11 protein-coding genes and 1 pseudogene are annotated in these 16,321 nt (G+C 69.4%); 6 read left to right on the top strand and 6 right to left on the bottom strand.

Annotation, left to right across the window (positions count from 1 at the left end; translation table 11 throughout):
- Positions 1–153: 153 nt before the first annotated feature.
- A pseudogene (locus tag JF597_RS15815) lies at positions 154–339 on the top strand (ATP-binding protein); the annotation flags it as partial.
- A gap of 41 nt (positions 340–380) precedes the next feature.
- On the opposite strand, the gene JF597_RS15820 reads toward JF597_RS15815, so the two are convergent.
- Positions 381–1,349 (bottom strand): helix-turn-helix domain-containing protein, encoded by a 969-nt coding sequence (locus JF597_RS15820; protein ID WP_293994686.1) that lies wholly within the window; start codon positions 1,347–1,349, stop codon positions 381–383.
- Between the two features lie 244 nt (positions 1,350–1,593).
- Here JF597_RS15820 and JF597_RS15825 point away from each other — a divergent pair, with 244 nt between their 5' ends.
- The 3 genes from JF597_RS15825 (at position 1,594) to JF597_RS15835 (ending at position 9,546) form a co-directional block, all read left to right on the top strand.
- Complete coding sequence (locus tag JF597_RS15825) at positions 1,594–5,358, top strand: S8 family serine peptidase (protein WP_293994688.1); 3,765 nt, start codon at positions 1,594–1,596, stop codon at positions 5,356–5,358.
- A 448-nt stretch (positions 5,359–5,806) separates the two neighbouring features.
- Positions 5,807–8,209: a hypothetical protein gene (locus JF597_RS15830; RefSeq protein ID WP_293994690.1), complete on the top strand. Its 2,403-nt coding sequence runs from the start codon at positions 5,807–5,809 to the stop codon at positions 8,207–8,209.
- 71 nt (positions 8,210–8,280) lie between these two features.
- A complete protein-coding gene (locus tag JF597_RS15835) occupies positions 8,281–9,546 on the top strand; it encodes an SGNH/GDSL hydrolase family protein (protein WP_293994692.1) in 1,266 nt (421 codons plus the stop codon).
- 260 nt (positions 9,547–9,806) lie between these two features.
- Here JF597_RS15835 and JF597_RS15840 read toward each other — a convergent pair whose 3' ends face one another.
- Together JF597_RS15840 and JF597_RS15845 are read right to left on the bottom strand one after the other, a co-directional pair.
- Positions 9,807–10,076 carry a hypothetical protein gene (locus JF597_RS15840; protein ID WP_293994694.1) on the bottom strand — a complete coding sequence of 90 codons (270 nt, stop codon included), beginning with the start codon at positions 10,074–10,076 and terminating at the stop codon, positions 9,807–9,809.
- Complete coding sequence (locus tag JF597_RS15845) at positions 10,073–10,531, bottom strand: helix-turn-helix domain-containing protein (RefSeq protein WP_366916405.1); 459 nt, start codon at positions 10,529–10,531, stop codon at positions 10,073–10,075. The genes JF597_RS15840 and JF597_RS15845 overlap by 4 nt, the downstream gene beginning before the upstream one ends.
- A 205-nt stretch (positions 10,532–10,736) precedes the next feature.
- On the opposite strand from JF597_RS15845, the gene JF597_RS15850 reads away from it, so the two are divergent.
- Positions 10,737–11,027 carry a zinc-binding dehydrogenase gene (locus tag JF597_RS15850; protein WP_293994696.1) on the top strand — a complete coding sequence of 97 codons (291 nt, stop codon included), beginning with the start codon at positions 10,737–10,739 and terminating at the stop codon, positions 11,025–11,027.
- 175 nt (positions 11,028–11,202) lie between these two features.
- On the opposite strand, the gene JF597_RS55545 is transcribed toward JF597_RS15850, so the two are convergent.
- The 3 genes from JF597_RS55545 to JF597_RS15860 are packed head-to-tail and all read right to left on the bottom strand — an operon-like array spanning position 11,203 to position 12,215.
- Positions 11,203–11,460, bottom strand: coding sequence for a hypothetical protein (locus JF597_RS55545; protein ID WP_366916406.1), 258 nt, complete (start codon positions 11,458–11,460; stop codon positions 11,203–11,205).
- A gap of 28 nt (positions 11,461–11,488) precedes the next feature.
- Positions 11,489–12,028: a hypothetical protein gene (locus JF597_RS15855; RefSeq protein WP_293994698.1), complete on the bottom strand. Its 540-nt coding sequence runs from the start codon at positions 12,026–12,028 to the stop codon at positions 11,489–11,491.
- Complete coding sequence (locus JF597_RS15860) at positions 11,976–12,215, bottom strand: hypothetical protein (RefSeq protein ID WP_293994701.1); 240 nt, start codon at positions 12,213–12,215, stop codon at positions 11,976–11,978. Before JF597_RS15860 ends, JF597_RS15855 begins: the two co-directional genes overlap by 53 nt.
- 294 nt (positions 12,216–12,509) lie before the next feature.
- On the opposite strand from JF597_RS15860, the gene JF597_RS15865 reads away from it, so the two are divergent.
- Positions 12,510–16,274: an Ig-like domain-containing protein gene (locus tag JF597_RS15865; protein WP_293994704.1), complete on the top strand. Its 3,765-nt coding sequence runs from the start codon at positions 12,510–12,512 to the stop codon at positions 16,272–16,274.
- Positions 16,275–16,321: the final 47 nt, after the last annotated feature.

The raw sequence follows: 16,321 nt of genomic DNA on the forward strand, positions 1-16,321 counted from the left end.
CGCCGACGACGCGATCGGGCTCTTCGCCGGACGGCTCCTGGCGGACCCGGCGGTGGTCCTGAGGGCGCCCGCCCTCACCGACCGAGCCGCCGCGGCGACGGCTGGTCCGGGGTCGTCGGCCTGCGCCGCGGCGACGGACTGCAGCGGGACGTGTTGCGCCATGCCCGTCCGACGGACGAGGGCGGGCGCGGTCTCTTCCTCGTCGCACAGCTCGCCAGCCGGCGGGGCACCCGCAACTCGTCCGCGGGCAAGACGGTCTGGGCCGAGCAGGAGATCAACCCCCTCCGTACTGAGAGCACCGGCATCGAACCGGCCCGGCCGACGACGCCCCGTCCGTGACCCCGGCGCCCGGGGCCGGGGAGGTCACCGATGCCGGAGTCCTAGATCCAGCCTCTCTTGGCCGCCTCGACTCCCACCTGGAAGCGGGTTTCGAGGCCGAGGCCGGACGCGATCGCCCCGATCCGGCGGGTCACCGTGCGCGCGCTCGTCCCCAACTGCCGTGCGATCGCTTGGTCCTTGTAACCCGCTTGCATCATCTTCAGCAGCAGGAGGTCCTGCGGGCTCGGCCCGTCGGGCGCCGCCGGAGCGGTCGCGACGAGGGATTGCGCACGTTGCCAGTAGGAGTCGAACAATTCGAGGAGCGCATCGAGCAGGCCCGACTGGTGGACGACGGCGATCCTGTCGTAGCGACCGGGGACCAGCGCGACCAGCGCGACGCGCCGGTCCATGATGCGTAGCCGGAAGGGCAGGGTCGGCAGGATGCGGGCCTGCTCGCCGATCTGCGCGAGGTGGGTGACCAGTTCGAACCGGCCAGGCTGTGCCAGCGCCTCCTGGGTGTAGACCGACCGTATGTCGACGCCGCGGCCCAGCAGGTCCATCGTCAGAGCCTCTTCCAGCTCGGTGCTGTAGGGGCCGAGATAGGGAGGTCGGTCGAGCACCCAGAAATGGGTGCGGACCGACTGCATCAGTTCGGCGACGCGCAGCGTGATCTCGGCCTCGCCGGTGATCACCTCCACCAGTCCGGTCGGATCCTCCTGCAGCCGATGGGCGCGGTAGTCGTCCGCCAGATCGTCGACGGTGCCCCACACGGCGGTGAACGCCGCCTCGGTCTCGGCCCGGCGTCCGGCGAGCAGTGCCCTCAGCGCGGTGTGCGGGCTGACCGGTCGGTACTGGCCGGGTCCTTCCCTTCGCAGCATGCCCAGTTCCACCAACCGGGAGACGGCGCGTCTGATCCGGCTGGGCGTGGTGCCCAGGGTCTCGGCGATCTCGGCCGCCGTCCGGTCCGACGTGGTGAGGTAGGTGCGGTAGACCTGTTCGTCGAACTCGCTGATCCCCAGGGTGCTCAGCACCGGTTGCCTCCCAGCGATCGCCGTCCGTCGGGCTGTCGGAACGGCCGTGGCGCGAATCGCCACCTGGCGATGTACGACACGAGTTTGATCTAGACATTCGCCGTTCACAAGCTTTCACTACGAACGTTCACGCCACCTGTGGACGGGTTCCGGGCACCCTCGGTGCCTACGACCGGTCAGGCGGCGCCACTTGGAGGGCAGAGGACGAACGTGCGCTGCCCGACCGCGAGCCGGGAGAGACCCTGTGAAAGCGCACCACCGCAGACGCTGGAGTGCGCCGGTTGCCGCCGGCGCCCTGGCGTTGGCGCTGTCCGGCCCCTACGACGCGACGGCCTTCGCGTCCTCGGCGGCCCGTCCCGCCGCCGCCGAGCACCTGCCCACCGCATCCCTGTCGACCGCGTCCACGTCCGACCGGGTGCCCGCGGGCGACCACTCCGTGACACTGATCACCGGAGACGTGGTCACCACCCGGCGGAGCACGAGCACCGGCAACGGGACCGGAGGGGTCGTCAGCGTCCGCGGCGCCGACGGGCGCCCGGTGCAGACCCACATCCTGACGTCGGGCGACGACCTCTACGTGTTTCCCGAGTCGGCGCTGCCGTTCGTCGCCAAGGGCATCCTGGACCGGCAGCTGTTCAACATCACGGCCATGATCGCCGACAGGTACGACGACGCGCACCGCGACCGGCTGCCGCTCATCGTCTCCTACACGCACGCCGCCGACGCCCGCGGCAAGGCTGCCGCCCTGCCCGACGGGGCGGCCCGGGTCCGTACCCTCGCCGGCATCGACGGCGCCGCCCTCACATCGGACCGCGCGCACGCCGCGGACTTCTGGAAGTCCGTGACCGCGACGCCGCCGGCCGACGGGGTCCGCAAGCAGTCCGCCGCACCGGCTTTCGCCGACGGGATCGCGCACATCTGGCTGGACGGCCTCGTCCACGCCGACCTCGCCGACAGCACGGCGCAGATCGGCGCCCCCCAGGTCTGGGCGAACGGCAACACCGGACAGGGTGTGGACGTGGCCGTCCTGGACACCGGCGTCGACGCGGGGCACCCCGACCTCGCGGACCGCGTCGCGGACCGTCAGAGCTTCGTACCGGACGAGAACACGGACGACCACTTCGGCCACGGCACGCACGTCGCGTCCATCATCGCCGGTACCGGCGCGGCCTCCGACGGCAAGGAGAAGGGTGTCGCCCCCGGCGCCCGCCTCGACATCGGCAAGGTGCTGGACGACACCGGGTCCGGTCAGACCTCCTGGGTCCTGGCCGGCATGGAATGGGCCGCCGTCGACCAGCACGCCAAGATCATCAACATGAGCCTCGGCGACGGTCAGCCGTCCGACGGGACCGACCCGCTCAGCCAGGCCGTCGACACGCTCAGCGCCGAGACCGGTGCGCTGTTCGTCGTCGCCGCAGGCAACTCCGGGGCGCCCGCCACCATCGGCGCGCCGGGCGCGGCGAGCGACGCGCTGACCGTGGGGGCCGTCGACTCCGGCGACTCGGTGGCCGGGTTCTCCAGCCAGGGCCCCCGCGTGGACGGCGCGCTGAAACCGGAGATCACCGCCCCCGGTGTCGACATCCTCGCGGCCAACTCCCAGTTCGACGGCAACGGCGAGGGCGCCTACCAGACCATGAGCGGCACCTCCATGGCCACGCCCCACGTGGCGGGCGCCGCCGCGCTGATGGCCGCCGCCCACCCGGACCTCACCGGAAGCCAGCTGAAGGACCTGCTGGCCAGCAGCTCCCGGCAGACCCCGCAGTACGACGCCTTCCAGGCGGGCAGCGGCCGTCTCGACGTCGCCGCGGCCTCGCACGCCGGAGTCTTCGCCACCGCGACCGCGTACGCCGCGCAGGTTCCGCAGAGTCCCGCCGGCGGCGTGCAGCGCCCGGTGACGTACACCAACACCACGGACAAGCCCGTCACCCTCGCGCTGAGCGTCGAGGCGGCACACGCCCCCAGCGGGGTGTTCCGGCTCTCCGCCTCCCAGGTGACGGTGCCGGCACACGACACCGCCGGTGTCACCGTGAGCATCGACGGCTCGGGCGTCACCACGGGCGGCCGGTACACCGGCCAGGTCGTCGCGAAGACCGCGGCCGGCGAGGTCGCGGCGCACACCGCCGTCTCCCTGGGGGACGTCGAGCACAAGCTGACCATGCGGTTCAAGGACGCCCAGGGGCGGCCGATGTCAGGCGTGGTCGAACTCCTCAGGTCCGGTGACAACTCCCCGATGTTCGTCACGGTCGACGACTCCGGTACGGGCCAGATGTACCTGCCGAACGACGTGTACTCGGTGCTGTCCTTCAAGACGGTGCAGGGCGTGCACGGACCTCACTCCTGGGGGATGGCGCTGCTCGGCGACCCCGACGTCCGCATGGACCGCGACACCACCGTCACACTCGACGCGTCCAGGATCGACCGTGTAGACATGACGACCCCTCAGCGGACCGAGACGACCTACCAGCGGCTGGACTACACCCGCCTGATGGGCGGCCAGGCCTGGCGCGACTACATGGAGACCCAGACCAACTACGACAGCCTCTGGGCCCAGCCGACCACCCACAAGGTCACCCACGGCGACTTCTACCTGGCGGCCCGCTGGCGCAAGGAGCAGCCCGCGCTGTCCGTCTCCACCAGGACGACCGACTTCACCGACGTGCTGCGCCAGGACGGCGTCACGCCCCTGCCCAAGGGCACCGTCAAGCTCCCGCTGGTCTTCGCCGGGAAGGGCGCGACCACCGACTACGCCCACCTCGACGTGCGCGGCAAGGCCGTGGTGGTACGCCGTAACGACGACGTGTCCGACAGGAACCAGGCGGCTGCCGCAGTGGCGGCGGGCGCCAAGCTCATGCTGGTCGTGAACAACGTGGACGGCCGCGGCTTCCGCTCCTACAACGCGCCGTTCAGCTCGACGCCCGTCCGGCTCGACGTGGGCCTGGTCAGCACCGACGAGGGTGAGAAGCTCGTACAGCAGGCCGGGACCCGGGGCGCAACGGTCACGGTCGGATCCGCGTCCGTGAGCCCGTACGTCTACGACCTCGACCGGACCTGGCACAACGAGATCCCCGCCCACCTGGTGGTGCAGGGCAGCGCCAAGAACCTCGCCAGGATCGACGAGACCTTCGACAGCCCCGCGCCGGGCACCACCGGCGGCGAGTTCCGGTTCGACTGGCCCGCCTACAACAACTGGGCCATCGGCGAGATGATGCCGGAGCCGGTACGAGGCAAGCGCACCGACTGGGTCTCCACCGGGGGCTTCAACAGCTGGAGCCAGAGCGCGTACGCGGACGGCCTGGTCTTCGAAGCCGGCCCCAAGACGTCCTACCGGGCCGGCAGCACCCAGTCGGAGGAGTGGTTCAAGCCGATCGAGCGGCCCTACCTGAACGACGTCTACAGTCTGCCCACGCGCACGGGTGACCACCTCTACATCGACGCCCCGGCCTGGGGCAGCCACGACCACGTGGGCATGAGCCAGATGGACCCGGTGACCGAGCAGCGCCAGACCCTCTACCAGGGCACCACGCAGCTGGGCACGGGAACCTTCACGAACGTCTCGGGCGACGCACCCGGCGCCGGAAGACTTCCGTACCGGCTGGTCGTCACCAGCAAGCGCGACGTGTCGTTCACCCCGTACTCCTCCAGTACGCGCACCGAGTGGGACTTCACCTCGAAGGCGCCGGCGGACGGCTCCGCCGCGGTGCTGCCGCTGGTACAGATCGACTACGAGGTCGGAACCGACCCGGCCGGGCGGGCCGGACGGCACGACTCCCTGTCCGCCACCGCCGCTCAGCTACCGGGCGCCGTCGGCACCGGCCGGCTCGGCGCGGTCACCCTGGAGATCTCCTACGACGACGGCACGACGTGGCACCGGGTCACCGGTGACCATGCCGGGCGGTTCCGCCTGGACGCACCGAAGAAGGCGTCCTACGTCTCACTCAGGGCGAGAGCCCGGGACTCGGCGGGCAACGCGGTGCACCAGACGGTGATCCGGGCGTTCGGCCTGCGCTGACGCACCGCCACGGATCGCACGCGAGGCAAGAGCGGTCCGTCCGGGGTGACGCGCCCCCGGACGGACCGTTCGGACGACCCTGCCGAGGACGAAATGGCCGCACCCCTTTCCAGGGAGATCGGATGGCTGCAGATATTTCCGTCCCAGATCTAGGACTTGGGCCCACCCTTCCGTACATTCATCGGATGTCTGGGCCCATCGCTCGTCCTGTGGGAGATCGACCATGCGTACCGTTGTCGCCGCGTGCCTCGCTGCCGCCGTGGCTTGTCTAGGTTTCACCGGCGGCCCAACCGAAGCCGTCGCCGCCGACGCGTCCGCGCACGCGGCGGACACCTTGCATGTCGCGCCCGACGGGCGTGGTTCGGCGTGCAGTGACCGAAATCCATGCGGTCTCGAATCCGCTCGCGACCGCGCGAGATCTCTCGTCCCGCATGCCTCCGGCGACGTCGTGGTCGAACTGGAGGGCGGGACCTACCGGCTCACCGCTCCCTTCCGGCTAGGCGTCCAGGACTCCGGCCGGCCCGGCCACCCGGTGGTGTACCGGGCGGCCGCGGGGCAGACGCCGGTGCTCAGCGGCGCGATGCGGATCACCGGCTTCACACGGGTCGACGCCGTGAAGAACATCTACCGGGCCCGGGTGCCCGCAGGCACCGCCGGCCGGGAGCTGTTCGTCGACGGAAGACGCGCCGACCGGGCCCGCGGGCCGCGTGACCCGGCGGGCTTCTCCGTGACCGCCACCGGCTTCACCACCGCCGACGCCTCGTACACCACGTGGACGAACCCCGCCCAGGTCGAGGTCGTCCGCAACAGCGGCTGGAAGCAGATGCGCTGCCCGCTGGCGTCCATCACCCGTTCCGCGTCGGGCGGTTCGGACCTCACCGTCGATCCCGGCTGCTGGAACAACAACCACAACGCGGTGCCCAACCCGAGCTTCCCCTTCAACGGCGCCGGACTGCCGACGATGGACGGCGTCAGCTGGCTGGAGAACTCCTACCAACTCCTCGGCACACCGGGCCAGTTCTACCTCGACGAGGCCGCCGGGTACCTCTACTACGTGCCGCGCGCGGGCGAGAACCTGGCGACGGCGGACGTCGAACTGCCGGTGGCGCCCGAACTCGTCGACGCCTCGGGCACCCCGGGACACCTGGCCCCCCTCAACGACACCGACTGGCGGGCGGACTACACCGGCAGCTGGGGATACTCCGGCGGCCGGCACCTCGGCGACCTGAACGCGGACGTGCACTACACCTCCAACGACGGTGACGCGGTCTCCTACACCTTCACCGGCACCGGGATCCAGATGCTGTCCGAGACCAACTCCGACGAGGGCACCGCGGACGTGTACATCGACGGCAAGAAGGTCTCGACGGTCTCCGGAAACTGCCCGGAGCGCCTCGCCCAGCAGGCCATGGTCTCCGTCACCGGACTGCCCAGGGGCAAGCACACCCTGCGTCTGGTCAAGACCGGCGGCACCTACCTGCTCGTCGACGGGTTCACCGTGATCCCCGACGTCGTGGCACCCGTGCACGACCTCGTCTTCTCCGGACTCACCTTCGCCTACACCACGTGGAACGCCCCGTCCGCCGAGGGCTACGTGGACAACCAGGCCGGAGTGATCTGGGACCCGGCCACACGCACACCCATCCGCATCCCCGCGGCGGTCCAGGTGCACCGGGGCACGCGAATCTCCTTCTCCCACGACATCGTCCAGCACACCGGCACCAGCGGCATCGACCTCGCCGACCAGACACAGAACTCCACGGTCGAGGACAGCGCCGTCACCGACACCTCCGGCACCGGCGTCTCGGTCGGCGAGGTGGACGACTACTACCAGACCGACCCCGCCCTCATGACGAGCGGGAACACCGTCTCCGGCAACACCGTGCAGTTCCCCGGCCAGGAGTACCAGGACGCGGTCGGCGTCTGGGTCGGCCACACCAGGGCGACGACCGTCTCCCACAACGACATCGGCTACACCCCCTACTCCGGCATGTCCGTCGGCTGGGGCTGGGGATGGGCGTCGAACTGCACACTGCAGGCCAAGCAAGGTCTGCCCGACCCCTGCCTGCACGGGACCACGTACGCCGGCGGCAACAAGATCCTCGGCAACCACGTGCACAGCGTCATGGGCGCGCTCTTCGACGGCGGTCCGATCTACACCCTCGGCGGCCAGTCCGCACCCTCGGAACTCGCCGGCAACGTGCTCTCGGAGTGCATCGACGGCTGCAACATGATCTACCACGACGAGGGCAGCTCGCTGTGGAACACCCACGACAACGTCGTGCGCTTCGCCAACGGGTCGCTCTGGACGAACCTGTGGACGCCGAGCATCCACGACGACACGATCCACGACAACTACAGCGACACCGCCTCCTACAACAACAACGGCACCGACATCACGTTCCAGCAGGCCACCGTGGTGACCGACGGGAACTGGCCGCCGGCGGCCCAGGACATCATCAAGGCCGCGGGCCCCGGCACCCTCCCCGGCCGGACCGTCGACGACGACGACCTGCGGATCTCCTACACCGGCAGCTGGTCCTCCAGCGGTTCGCGCGGCTACGGCGACCTCGACGACGGCGTCCACTACGCCCAGCACGACGGCGCCGCCGCGACGATCACCTTCACCGGCACCGGGATCAGCTTCCTCACCGAGACGAACTCCGACGAAGGCGACATCGCCGTCTCGCTCGACGGCGCCTCCCAGAAGACCGTCAGCGCCAACACCCCGCAACGGCACGCCCAGCAGAGCGTGTACACGGTCTCGAACCTGCCCGCCGGCACCCACACCCTGACTCTCACCAAGGCCGGCGGCGACTACCTCCTGGTGGACGGCTTCACCCTGAACTGACCGCGGACCGCGATCACAGGCAACTCATCGCCATCGGGGCCGGCCGTGCGCCGGGAGAAAGGAAACACCCCATGCTCTCCGCACCCAGACGTAAGCTGCTCGCCGTGCTGACGGCACCCGCCACGGTCGTCGCGCTGCTCACCGGCGCGCACCTCGCCACAGGCCGAACGGCTGCCTTCCCGGCAGCCGGCTCCACCGCGCCGCACGCCCGGACACCGCAGGGCCGGGTCGCGGCCTGGTCGCCGAGCATGACGGCCGGCGGTCCGAACTTCAACGACCAGACCATCAGGATGGTCGCGCACTCCACCGTCGACGGCGGCGCACTGCGCATCCACCTGTCCAACCTGCGCGGCACCATCCCGCTGACGGTGGCACACGTCACCGTCGGCGCGCAGGCCGACCGGGCGACCGCCGTGGCACGGTCGCTGCTCCCGGTCACCTTCGCGCACCGTAGGTCCGTGACCGTCCCCACCGGCGGGGAAGTGGTCAGCGACCGGGTGCCGATGCACGTCAAGGCCGACCAGAGCGTCCTGGTCAGTATCTACCTGCCCCATGCGACCAGTTCAGCCACGTGGCACTCCGACGCCTTCGACACCAGCTACCTGTCGGGGCCCGGCGACCACACCGCCGAGGCGTCCGACGCGTCCTTCGTCGCGGCGAGGACCTCCTGGTACTACCTGTCCGGGATCGACGTCGTCCCGACGCGTGCCCGCGGAACCGTGGTGGCCTTCGGCGACTCGATAACCGACGGCTACAACACCCCTGCGGGGGCCTACCACCGCTGGCCCGACGACCTGGCCCGGCGCCTGGCCGACACCCGCCCGATGGCCGTCGTCGACGCCGGCATAGGCGGCAACCGCGTCCTGACGGACGTCCCCAACATCTGGCAGGGCGTCAGTGCGAAGAAGCGCTTCGCCCATGACGCGCTCGGCCAGCCAGGAGTACGGGACGTGATCCTCCTGGAGGGAATCAACGACATCGGCAACAACAGCGGTCCCGGCGGCGCCCCACTGACCACGCAGGACCTGATCGACGGCTACCGTGACCTGATCGGGCAGGCGCACGCCGCAGGAGTCCGGATCATCGGCGGCACCATGCTGCCCGACAAGGGCAACGGCTACTACTCCGACTCCGCGGAGGCGATCCGCCAGGCGGCCAACCGGTGGATCCGCACCAGCGGGGCCTTCGACGGCGTGGTCGACTTCGACAAGGCCGTCGCCGACCCGGCCGACCCCGCCGCCCTCAACCCGGCCTACGACTCCGGCGACCACATCCACCCCAACGAGGCCGGCATGCAGGCACTGGCGAACGCGGTCGACCTCTCCCAGCTGACGTGAGAGATGCCTCGCGGCGGTGATCCGCTTGGGACGTCGCTCTCGTGCCGAGCACGCAGGCCAATCCTTCCGCCACGCAGCGCAGGGCATTGCTGAACGAGGGACACCAGCCGATCAACCAAGTTTCCCCACCTGATTCCCACAGGTGACAGTCCTGATGACCCAGGTGGGGATGCTCAGCACTGCGGGAGAACTCCGGCGTCAGCCGCGACCGGGGAAGAGGCTGGTCAACTACAGGCTCGACCCCGAGCTGAAGGCCTGCCTCAGTGTGCGGCCGCGGCGGTGGCCCGGCGGGCGCCGGGCACGGCGAGTTCATTGATCGCGGTCTTGCCCAGCCGTCGGGGCGGGGTTTCCGGGGCGTGCAGTATCGACCCCGAAAGCGGCCGGGGCGGGGAAGCGGTACTCGGTCTGGGTGCGGTCGGTGAACAGCCGCCCATACGTAGGGCGAGCCGGAGGAACAGCGCGCCGCTGCGCACCGCTGCGCACCGCCAGGCGGTCGTCGCCGCGGTGACCGCGCTGACCGAAGCGCTCACCGACGCACCGGACCCAGTTGTCCGGCGGATGGCCGGACGGGATGACCACTCCGGCGAACCGTCATGAGCGACCGCTCCTGCCCGTTGATGTCTGCCCGCTGAAGGGGCATGTCACTGCCCGATGTGAGACCGGGCGGCAGTGTCGTACATTTCGCGGTCGCGGCGGATGGCGTCGAGGTTGGCTTCGGTCCAGGCGACCAGTTCGGCCAGGACGGTGTGCAGACTGCGACCGCGTGGGTGAGCGCGTACTCGACCCGCGGCGGCACGGTGGGCTCGACAGTGCGGCTGATCAGGCCGTCCCGCTCGAGGCGACGGACCGTGGTGCTCAGCATCCGTTGCGTGATGCCGTCCACAGCCCGTCGAAGGGCGTTGAACCGCAGCGGGCCGTCATCGAGCCGGCAGATGACGGTCACCGACCACTTGTCACCGATACGGTCCATCACATCGCGCAGCAACTTGTCACGGTCGGAGCGTGCACCCGACTCGACCGACGGTGTGCGGCCGCGGGTATGGTTCTGGCGCTGTGCCGGGCGGACCTTGCGGCCGGCAGTACCGTTGCCGTGACCGGCGCTGCCGGGCGCTCTCAGCGTCGCCGGGGGCGAGGAACGATTCCGCGCCTTTGCGCCCGCGGGTGTCGACGCGGCCGTCGACGCCGCGTTGATGGGCCTGCCGTTGCTCGGCGCCATCCGTCACGGCGGCTCGCTCGCCGTCGTGCGCAGCATGCCGGACCAGCAGGCGTTGCAGGAGGCGGGCCGCCATGTCGGCGTGCGCCTCGTGTCAGCGTACGTCCATGCCTACGACGGGTGTCGCGACCAGCTGGACCTGTTGCGCCGGCTCGCGGATCACGGGGCGCTGAGCCTGAGGGTGGCGGACCGGTTCTCGCCTGTTGAAGCACCGCGTGCCCACCGGCTGCCTGAAGCCGGGGGTGTCCGGGGACGCCTGGTCATCTGAGTTCTGACCCCTTGTTCGGCTCGACTTGATGGGAGCCCGCCCGAAACACGGGAGGTGGCCGGCCCTTTCGGTACCGAAGCGCGCAGGGGCAACTCCCGTGAACTCGCCGCAAGGGTAGTTCCGTTCGGGTGACGGCCAAGCGGAGGTGGTCCCTCCAGATGGGCGGTATCGACCTTCAGACATGGCGGTGCGCGGATCGTTCGCACCTGCGTGTCACCTCCCCGCTCCCAGTACCCCGAGCACGGCGAGCCGGTCGGCGGTGCCGGTGCCGGGGGGCTGGGACGAACAGGGCGAGGATCTGCGAGCGTCCCTCCTCCAGCAACGCCTGGCAGTCCATCTCCAGCACTCCGGCCTCGAGATGGAGGATGCGCTTGCGGCGGCTGTGGAGCACCGCGACGTCGTGGTCCGCCCAAATCCGCACCGGCCTGCGCACCCTTCGTTCCTGACGCCAACGCGCGAGCTCAGCGGGCAACAGGCGAGTCTTCGCGGGAGCTGTCGGGGCCGGAGGGCCGGGCTGTGCGAACAGTCCGGGTTCGGTCTCGTCGAGGAATCCGAGGCCGACCAGGCGTTTGAGTTTCGCGGGTGCCTTCGACGTGCTTGGGCATCAAGGGCAGGTCCAGCGCGAGGCACGGGTCGCGGGCGCGTAGCGGTCGGCGTTCGTGCTCGGATACGTCCATGATCTGCTGGTGGGCCGCGCCATCCGGCGGCATCGGGTTCGGCGGCCGCTCGAGGTCGAGGCCTGGGGCCACCGCGCGGACGGTCCTGGCCGTGGTCGCCAGGGCCTCGCGTTCAGCCTGCGCCTCGCGCCGGCGGGCGGCGAGTTCGCCGATCTGCGCGGCAAGCTGACGTTCGCGCAGTTCGATTCCGCGCAGTATCCGCCCGGCAGAGGCCCAGTAGGTCCTGGGCTGCACGTTCAGGCCATTGGTCTGCTCGACGCGGCGGCGAGTGTCAACCAAACTGCTGGGCGTCTGGGCCGAGATCGCGTCCGTCCAGGACTTCAATGTCGGTGATAGTGGTCCGGAACGGATCCAAGCTCAGCCAGACGATGTCCATGCCGTCGCGTTCGAGTTGGATCATCGAGGAACCCGACGAACCGGGCGGCGCGGTCAGCAGGCTGATGCAAGTTGCGGTACAGGTGCACGGGCCGTAGTAGGGCAGGTGAGCGACCACCTCGGCCAGCGGTTCCACCCTCAGCGCGCAGCAGTTCAGATCTCGGTAGCGAGTCTGTCACCACGGCACGGCACCGTACAGGTGGCCGGCCCTGAGAGGCATCAGAGGTGAAAGAACAAGCAGAGCCCTCACTCGGCCGTATACATCGGACAACTGGTCGACTCATCTCTGCCGAGAGGTTCAACTACCGGGTGTTCATGTCTGAATCGTTGACATACATCGGATCTCCTCTCCATACTCTCGGCTTGCGGCCTCGTGGCCAGACATCGGCAGCCGCCGCTCGTGAAGTGTTGATGGCCAAGGAGAGCTGATGTGAGACGTCATCCAGCGGTCATAGTCGCGCTCGCGATGGTCGGGGCACTCACGACCGCCCCCGCGTTCGCCGCGGACGTCGGGCCGTCCGCCCACCACGGTTTCAAGGCGCCGCAGGCGGTACTCGACCATCTCCGCCAGGACGACTGGACCCAGCTCCAGAAGATCCTGTCCGGCATCTCCGGTTCGGTGACGTCGCCGCTGAAGATCGGCGACGTGGACAAGGGCAGCTACACGACCGGCCAGCTCATGGGCAACGGCGACATCGGCGCCGTCGCTGCGGGTGTGTCCAACACTTCGCAGCAGTTCTACTTCGGCAAGAACGACTTCTGGGGCACGCTGCACGCGCAGGGCAGTTCGGTCAAGGACAACGCGGGCATCCTATCCGGCGGCGGGCTGGACGTCTGGCCGACCACCGCGGCAGGTACCGACGCGGCGAGCGCGTTCTCGATGAAACAGGACATCCTCAACGCCCAGGTCACCACGGACATGGAACTCAAGGACGACCAAGGTGCCGACGCGCCCCTCCAGCTGAACTCCTGGACCGCCGACACCGCGGACGTCTTCGTCACCGAGATCCGCAACAACGGAACCGGGCCGGTGACGCTGAGGATCAAGCAGTGGGTCCCGGCGATGGCGTACGCGAACTCGAGCGCGACGGACCTCACCGACGCGCAGAAGACCTACCCGTACACCGGGGGAGTGGACTCCGCGCAGGCCGGTTCCGTGCTGTGGACGACGCGGGACAGCACCACCACCAACACGAGCGGCTATCGCAGCCGGATGGCGACCGCGACGACCGTAGTCGGCTCTGAGCTCGCGAACCCGGGCGAGCAGATCGAAGCGAACGACTACTACGACAGCAACAAGGGCAAGTACTACAACTCGCTCGGCGAGTCCGGGAACGTCACCGTCGCGCCGGGCGCGACCACGTCCCTGGTCACCTACCTGAGCAGCAGCAGCGGCGACTACAACACGATCAAGAGCGTCACCGACGTCCAGAAGGACGCCGTGGACGGGGTGCGCGCGTATGCGTCGCAGAGCGCCCTCGACCGGCTCAAGGCTGAGCACCGGGCATGGTGGAAGGACTACTGGCTGCGCAGCTACGTCCAGTTCACCGATCCGGAGGTCGCCCGGTACTACTACGGATCGCTGTACGTGCTCGGCAGCTCCAACCGGCCGACGAGCGCGAACGGGAAGGTGAATCCGCAGAATCTGCCGGGCTCGATGTACGGCGAGTGGGTCCCCGCCGACAACGTGGGCTGGGGTGGCCGGTACTTCCTCAACTACAACCAGCAGGCGCAGTACTACGCGGCGGGCTCGAGCAACCGCATCGACACCGAAGTGCCGTTCAACCGGGTCATCGCCTACGACCTGCCGTGGCAGCAGAACAACGCCGCCGCGCAGGGGCACGACGGCGCGGTGCACGTGCGGACGTTGTCCCCGTTCCACCTGCTGGCGAGCGACCAGCCGGCACTGAACCCGAAGGCACCCGTGCCGGTCTACGGGTTCAGCTCGGGGTCCACGGACCAGAAGTCGAACGGCTTCTTCGCCGCGATCAACATGCTCTCCTACTATGAATACACCCTGGATGACCAGTACCTGCGCACGGTGCTCTATCCGTATCTCAAGCAGCTGCTCGACTTCTACAGCTCCTACGTGCTGAAGCAGGACGACGGGAACGGGCAGTACCACTACTCGGTGATCGGCTCCTCGATCCACGAGGGCGACGCCGCCGACATCAACCCGGATCTCGACATCGGCGCCATCAAGTACCTGTCGAAGTTCCTTTCCGCGCATGCCCGGGAGATGGGCGAAGCCCGGGCCACCGTCGCTCGTTGGAAGGACTTGGCCGACCACACGGCGTTCCCGGAGGCCGAGCTGCCCAAGGGAGTCTTCTCCGCGAACAACAACGACGACTTCGTCCCGACGCTGACGGCCACCGACTACCAGTCGCCGAACCAGGCGCACGTCGACACGATCGAGCCGGGCGACCAGCCGGTCGAGCTCGAGGGCGTGGTCTTCCCCTTCGAGAACGTGCAGCAGCTCGACGGCGACCCGGAACTGCTCGGCAAGGTCCGCAACACGCTCGAGTACATGAACTCCTGGGCGGCCACCGGGTTCGCAGGCTGGAGCAGCCAGAACAACGGCTTCCCCAAGGTGTTCCCGATCGCGGCGCACGCGGGCTGGCCGGCCGCGGACCTGCTGGCGAAGTTCAAGACGGCGCTCAAGGCCAAGGTGCGTACCAGCAACCTGACCTACTACGGCAGCGGTGGCGCGGTCGAGACCGTCGGCGCGATGGAGGGCGTCAACGCCATGCTGCTGCAGAGCAGCACCACGCCCCAGATGCCGACGACCCTGTCGGTGTTCCCGAACTGGGACCGGACCCAGTCGGTGAGCTACGAGCGGCTGGGCGCGAAGGGCGACGTCGAGGTGTCCAGCGCGTTCGACGCGGACAAGGGCTCGGTGTCCTATGTGGACCTGACCAGCAAGCGGGACGGGAAGATCGCGCTGGTCGACCCGTGGGCCGACGGCCGCCCCGTCATCCAGCTGGTCAACGCCGACAACACCCTGGGCGAGCGCGTCGACTACGACGTGCGGGGCGGGAAGCTCGTGTTCCATGCCGAACAGGGCAAGCGGTACATGGTCATGGTCGACACCAGCGACCGCGCCCACACCGTCACCGGCATCTCGCTGTCCACGTACTCGACGACGCTGGTCTACGACAGCGCGCACCGCCACGCGCCCGCGGGCACCGGCACGGTCACGGCCGCGCTCGAGGGCGGCAAGCCGGGCGACACGGTGGCGTGGAAGTCCTCGAACACCCACGTCGTGACGGTGACCGGGGCCGGCAGTACGGCGACGCTCCAGGCCGTCGGCACCGGCGGCGGCAAGGTCGCGAACGTGACGATCACCGCGCGCGGTGTCGAGCACGGCGGCTTGTCCGACGACGGAGTACGTCAGACGATCCACGTCAAGGTCGCCGACGTGTCCACGGTCCCGACCGGACTGCGCCTGCTCAGCCCGCCGGAAGCGACGATCTACGGGCCGGCGTCCACCAGTGCCGACACGGGCAAGGTGACCGGCACGAACCGGCTGCAGCTCACGGCTTCGGTGTCGCCGGCCAACGCCTACGACCGGCGGATCGCCTGGCGGTCGAGCGACCAGAACGTGGCGATGGTCGACAAGAACGGGCTCGTGATCGCGCGCGGGGCGGGCACGGTGACCATCACCGGCACCAGTACGGCCAACCCGAGCCTGCCACCGGTCACGACCACCGTGAAGGTGACCTCATCAGGAGCGGACTTCAGCGGGTACGGCCCGTTGGCGTCGGTGCTCACCGCGGCGAAGAAGGTCTCGGCGTATGCGGGCGACACCACCGGAGGCGGCGGCTTCACACGGGTCTCGACGAGCCGGGACTGGGAAGGACAGCAGGAACGCTTCCAGATGGCGTATGTCAACGCCTTGGGCGTCAAGGCGCGTTACTCCGGCTATTCGGCGGTGAACATCAGCGAGGACACCGCCTACTTCGCGGCTGTCGCGCTGAACGAGGCAATCAAGGCGATCGACCCGGCCCTCGCGGTCACCCTGCCGGACAAGACCGATCTTGCCGCGGCGGTCGCCGGTGAGTCGAAGCTGACCGCGGACGACTTCGCGACCCAGAAGGCGTGGGACGACCATCAGGCGGCGCCGGCCGCGGCCCGGAAGGTCGACGACGACGCGCAGGCGACCAGACGGACGTGGATGCCGCCTGCACCGCGCTGACGTCGGCAGCGTACGCCGTGAAACCGGGGACGTCTCGGACCGCACGT

The organism is Streptomyces sp., assembly GCF_019510245.1.
GTDB lineage: Bacteria > Actinomycetota > Actinomycetes > Streptomycetales > Streptomycetaceae > Streptomyces.

Excerpts from the sequence above, each read along its gene's own strand:
- JF597_RS15850 (WP_293994696.1), top strand. The coding sequence starts at position 10,737 with ATGGGCCTGCCGTTGCTCGGCGCCATCCGTCACGGCGGCTCGCTCGCC.
- JF597_RS15835 (WP_293994692.1), top strand. The coding sequence starts at position 8,281 with ATGCTCTCCGCACCCAGACGTAAGCTGCTCGCCGTGCTGACGGCACCC.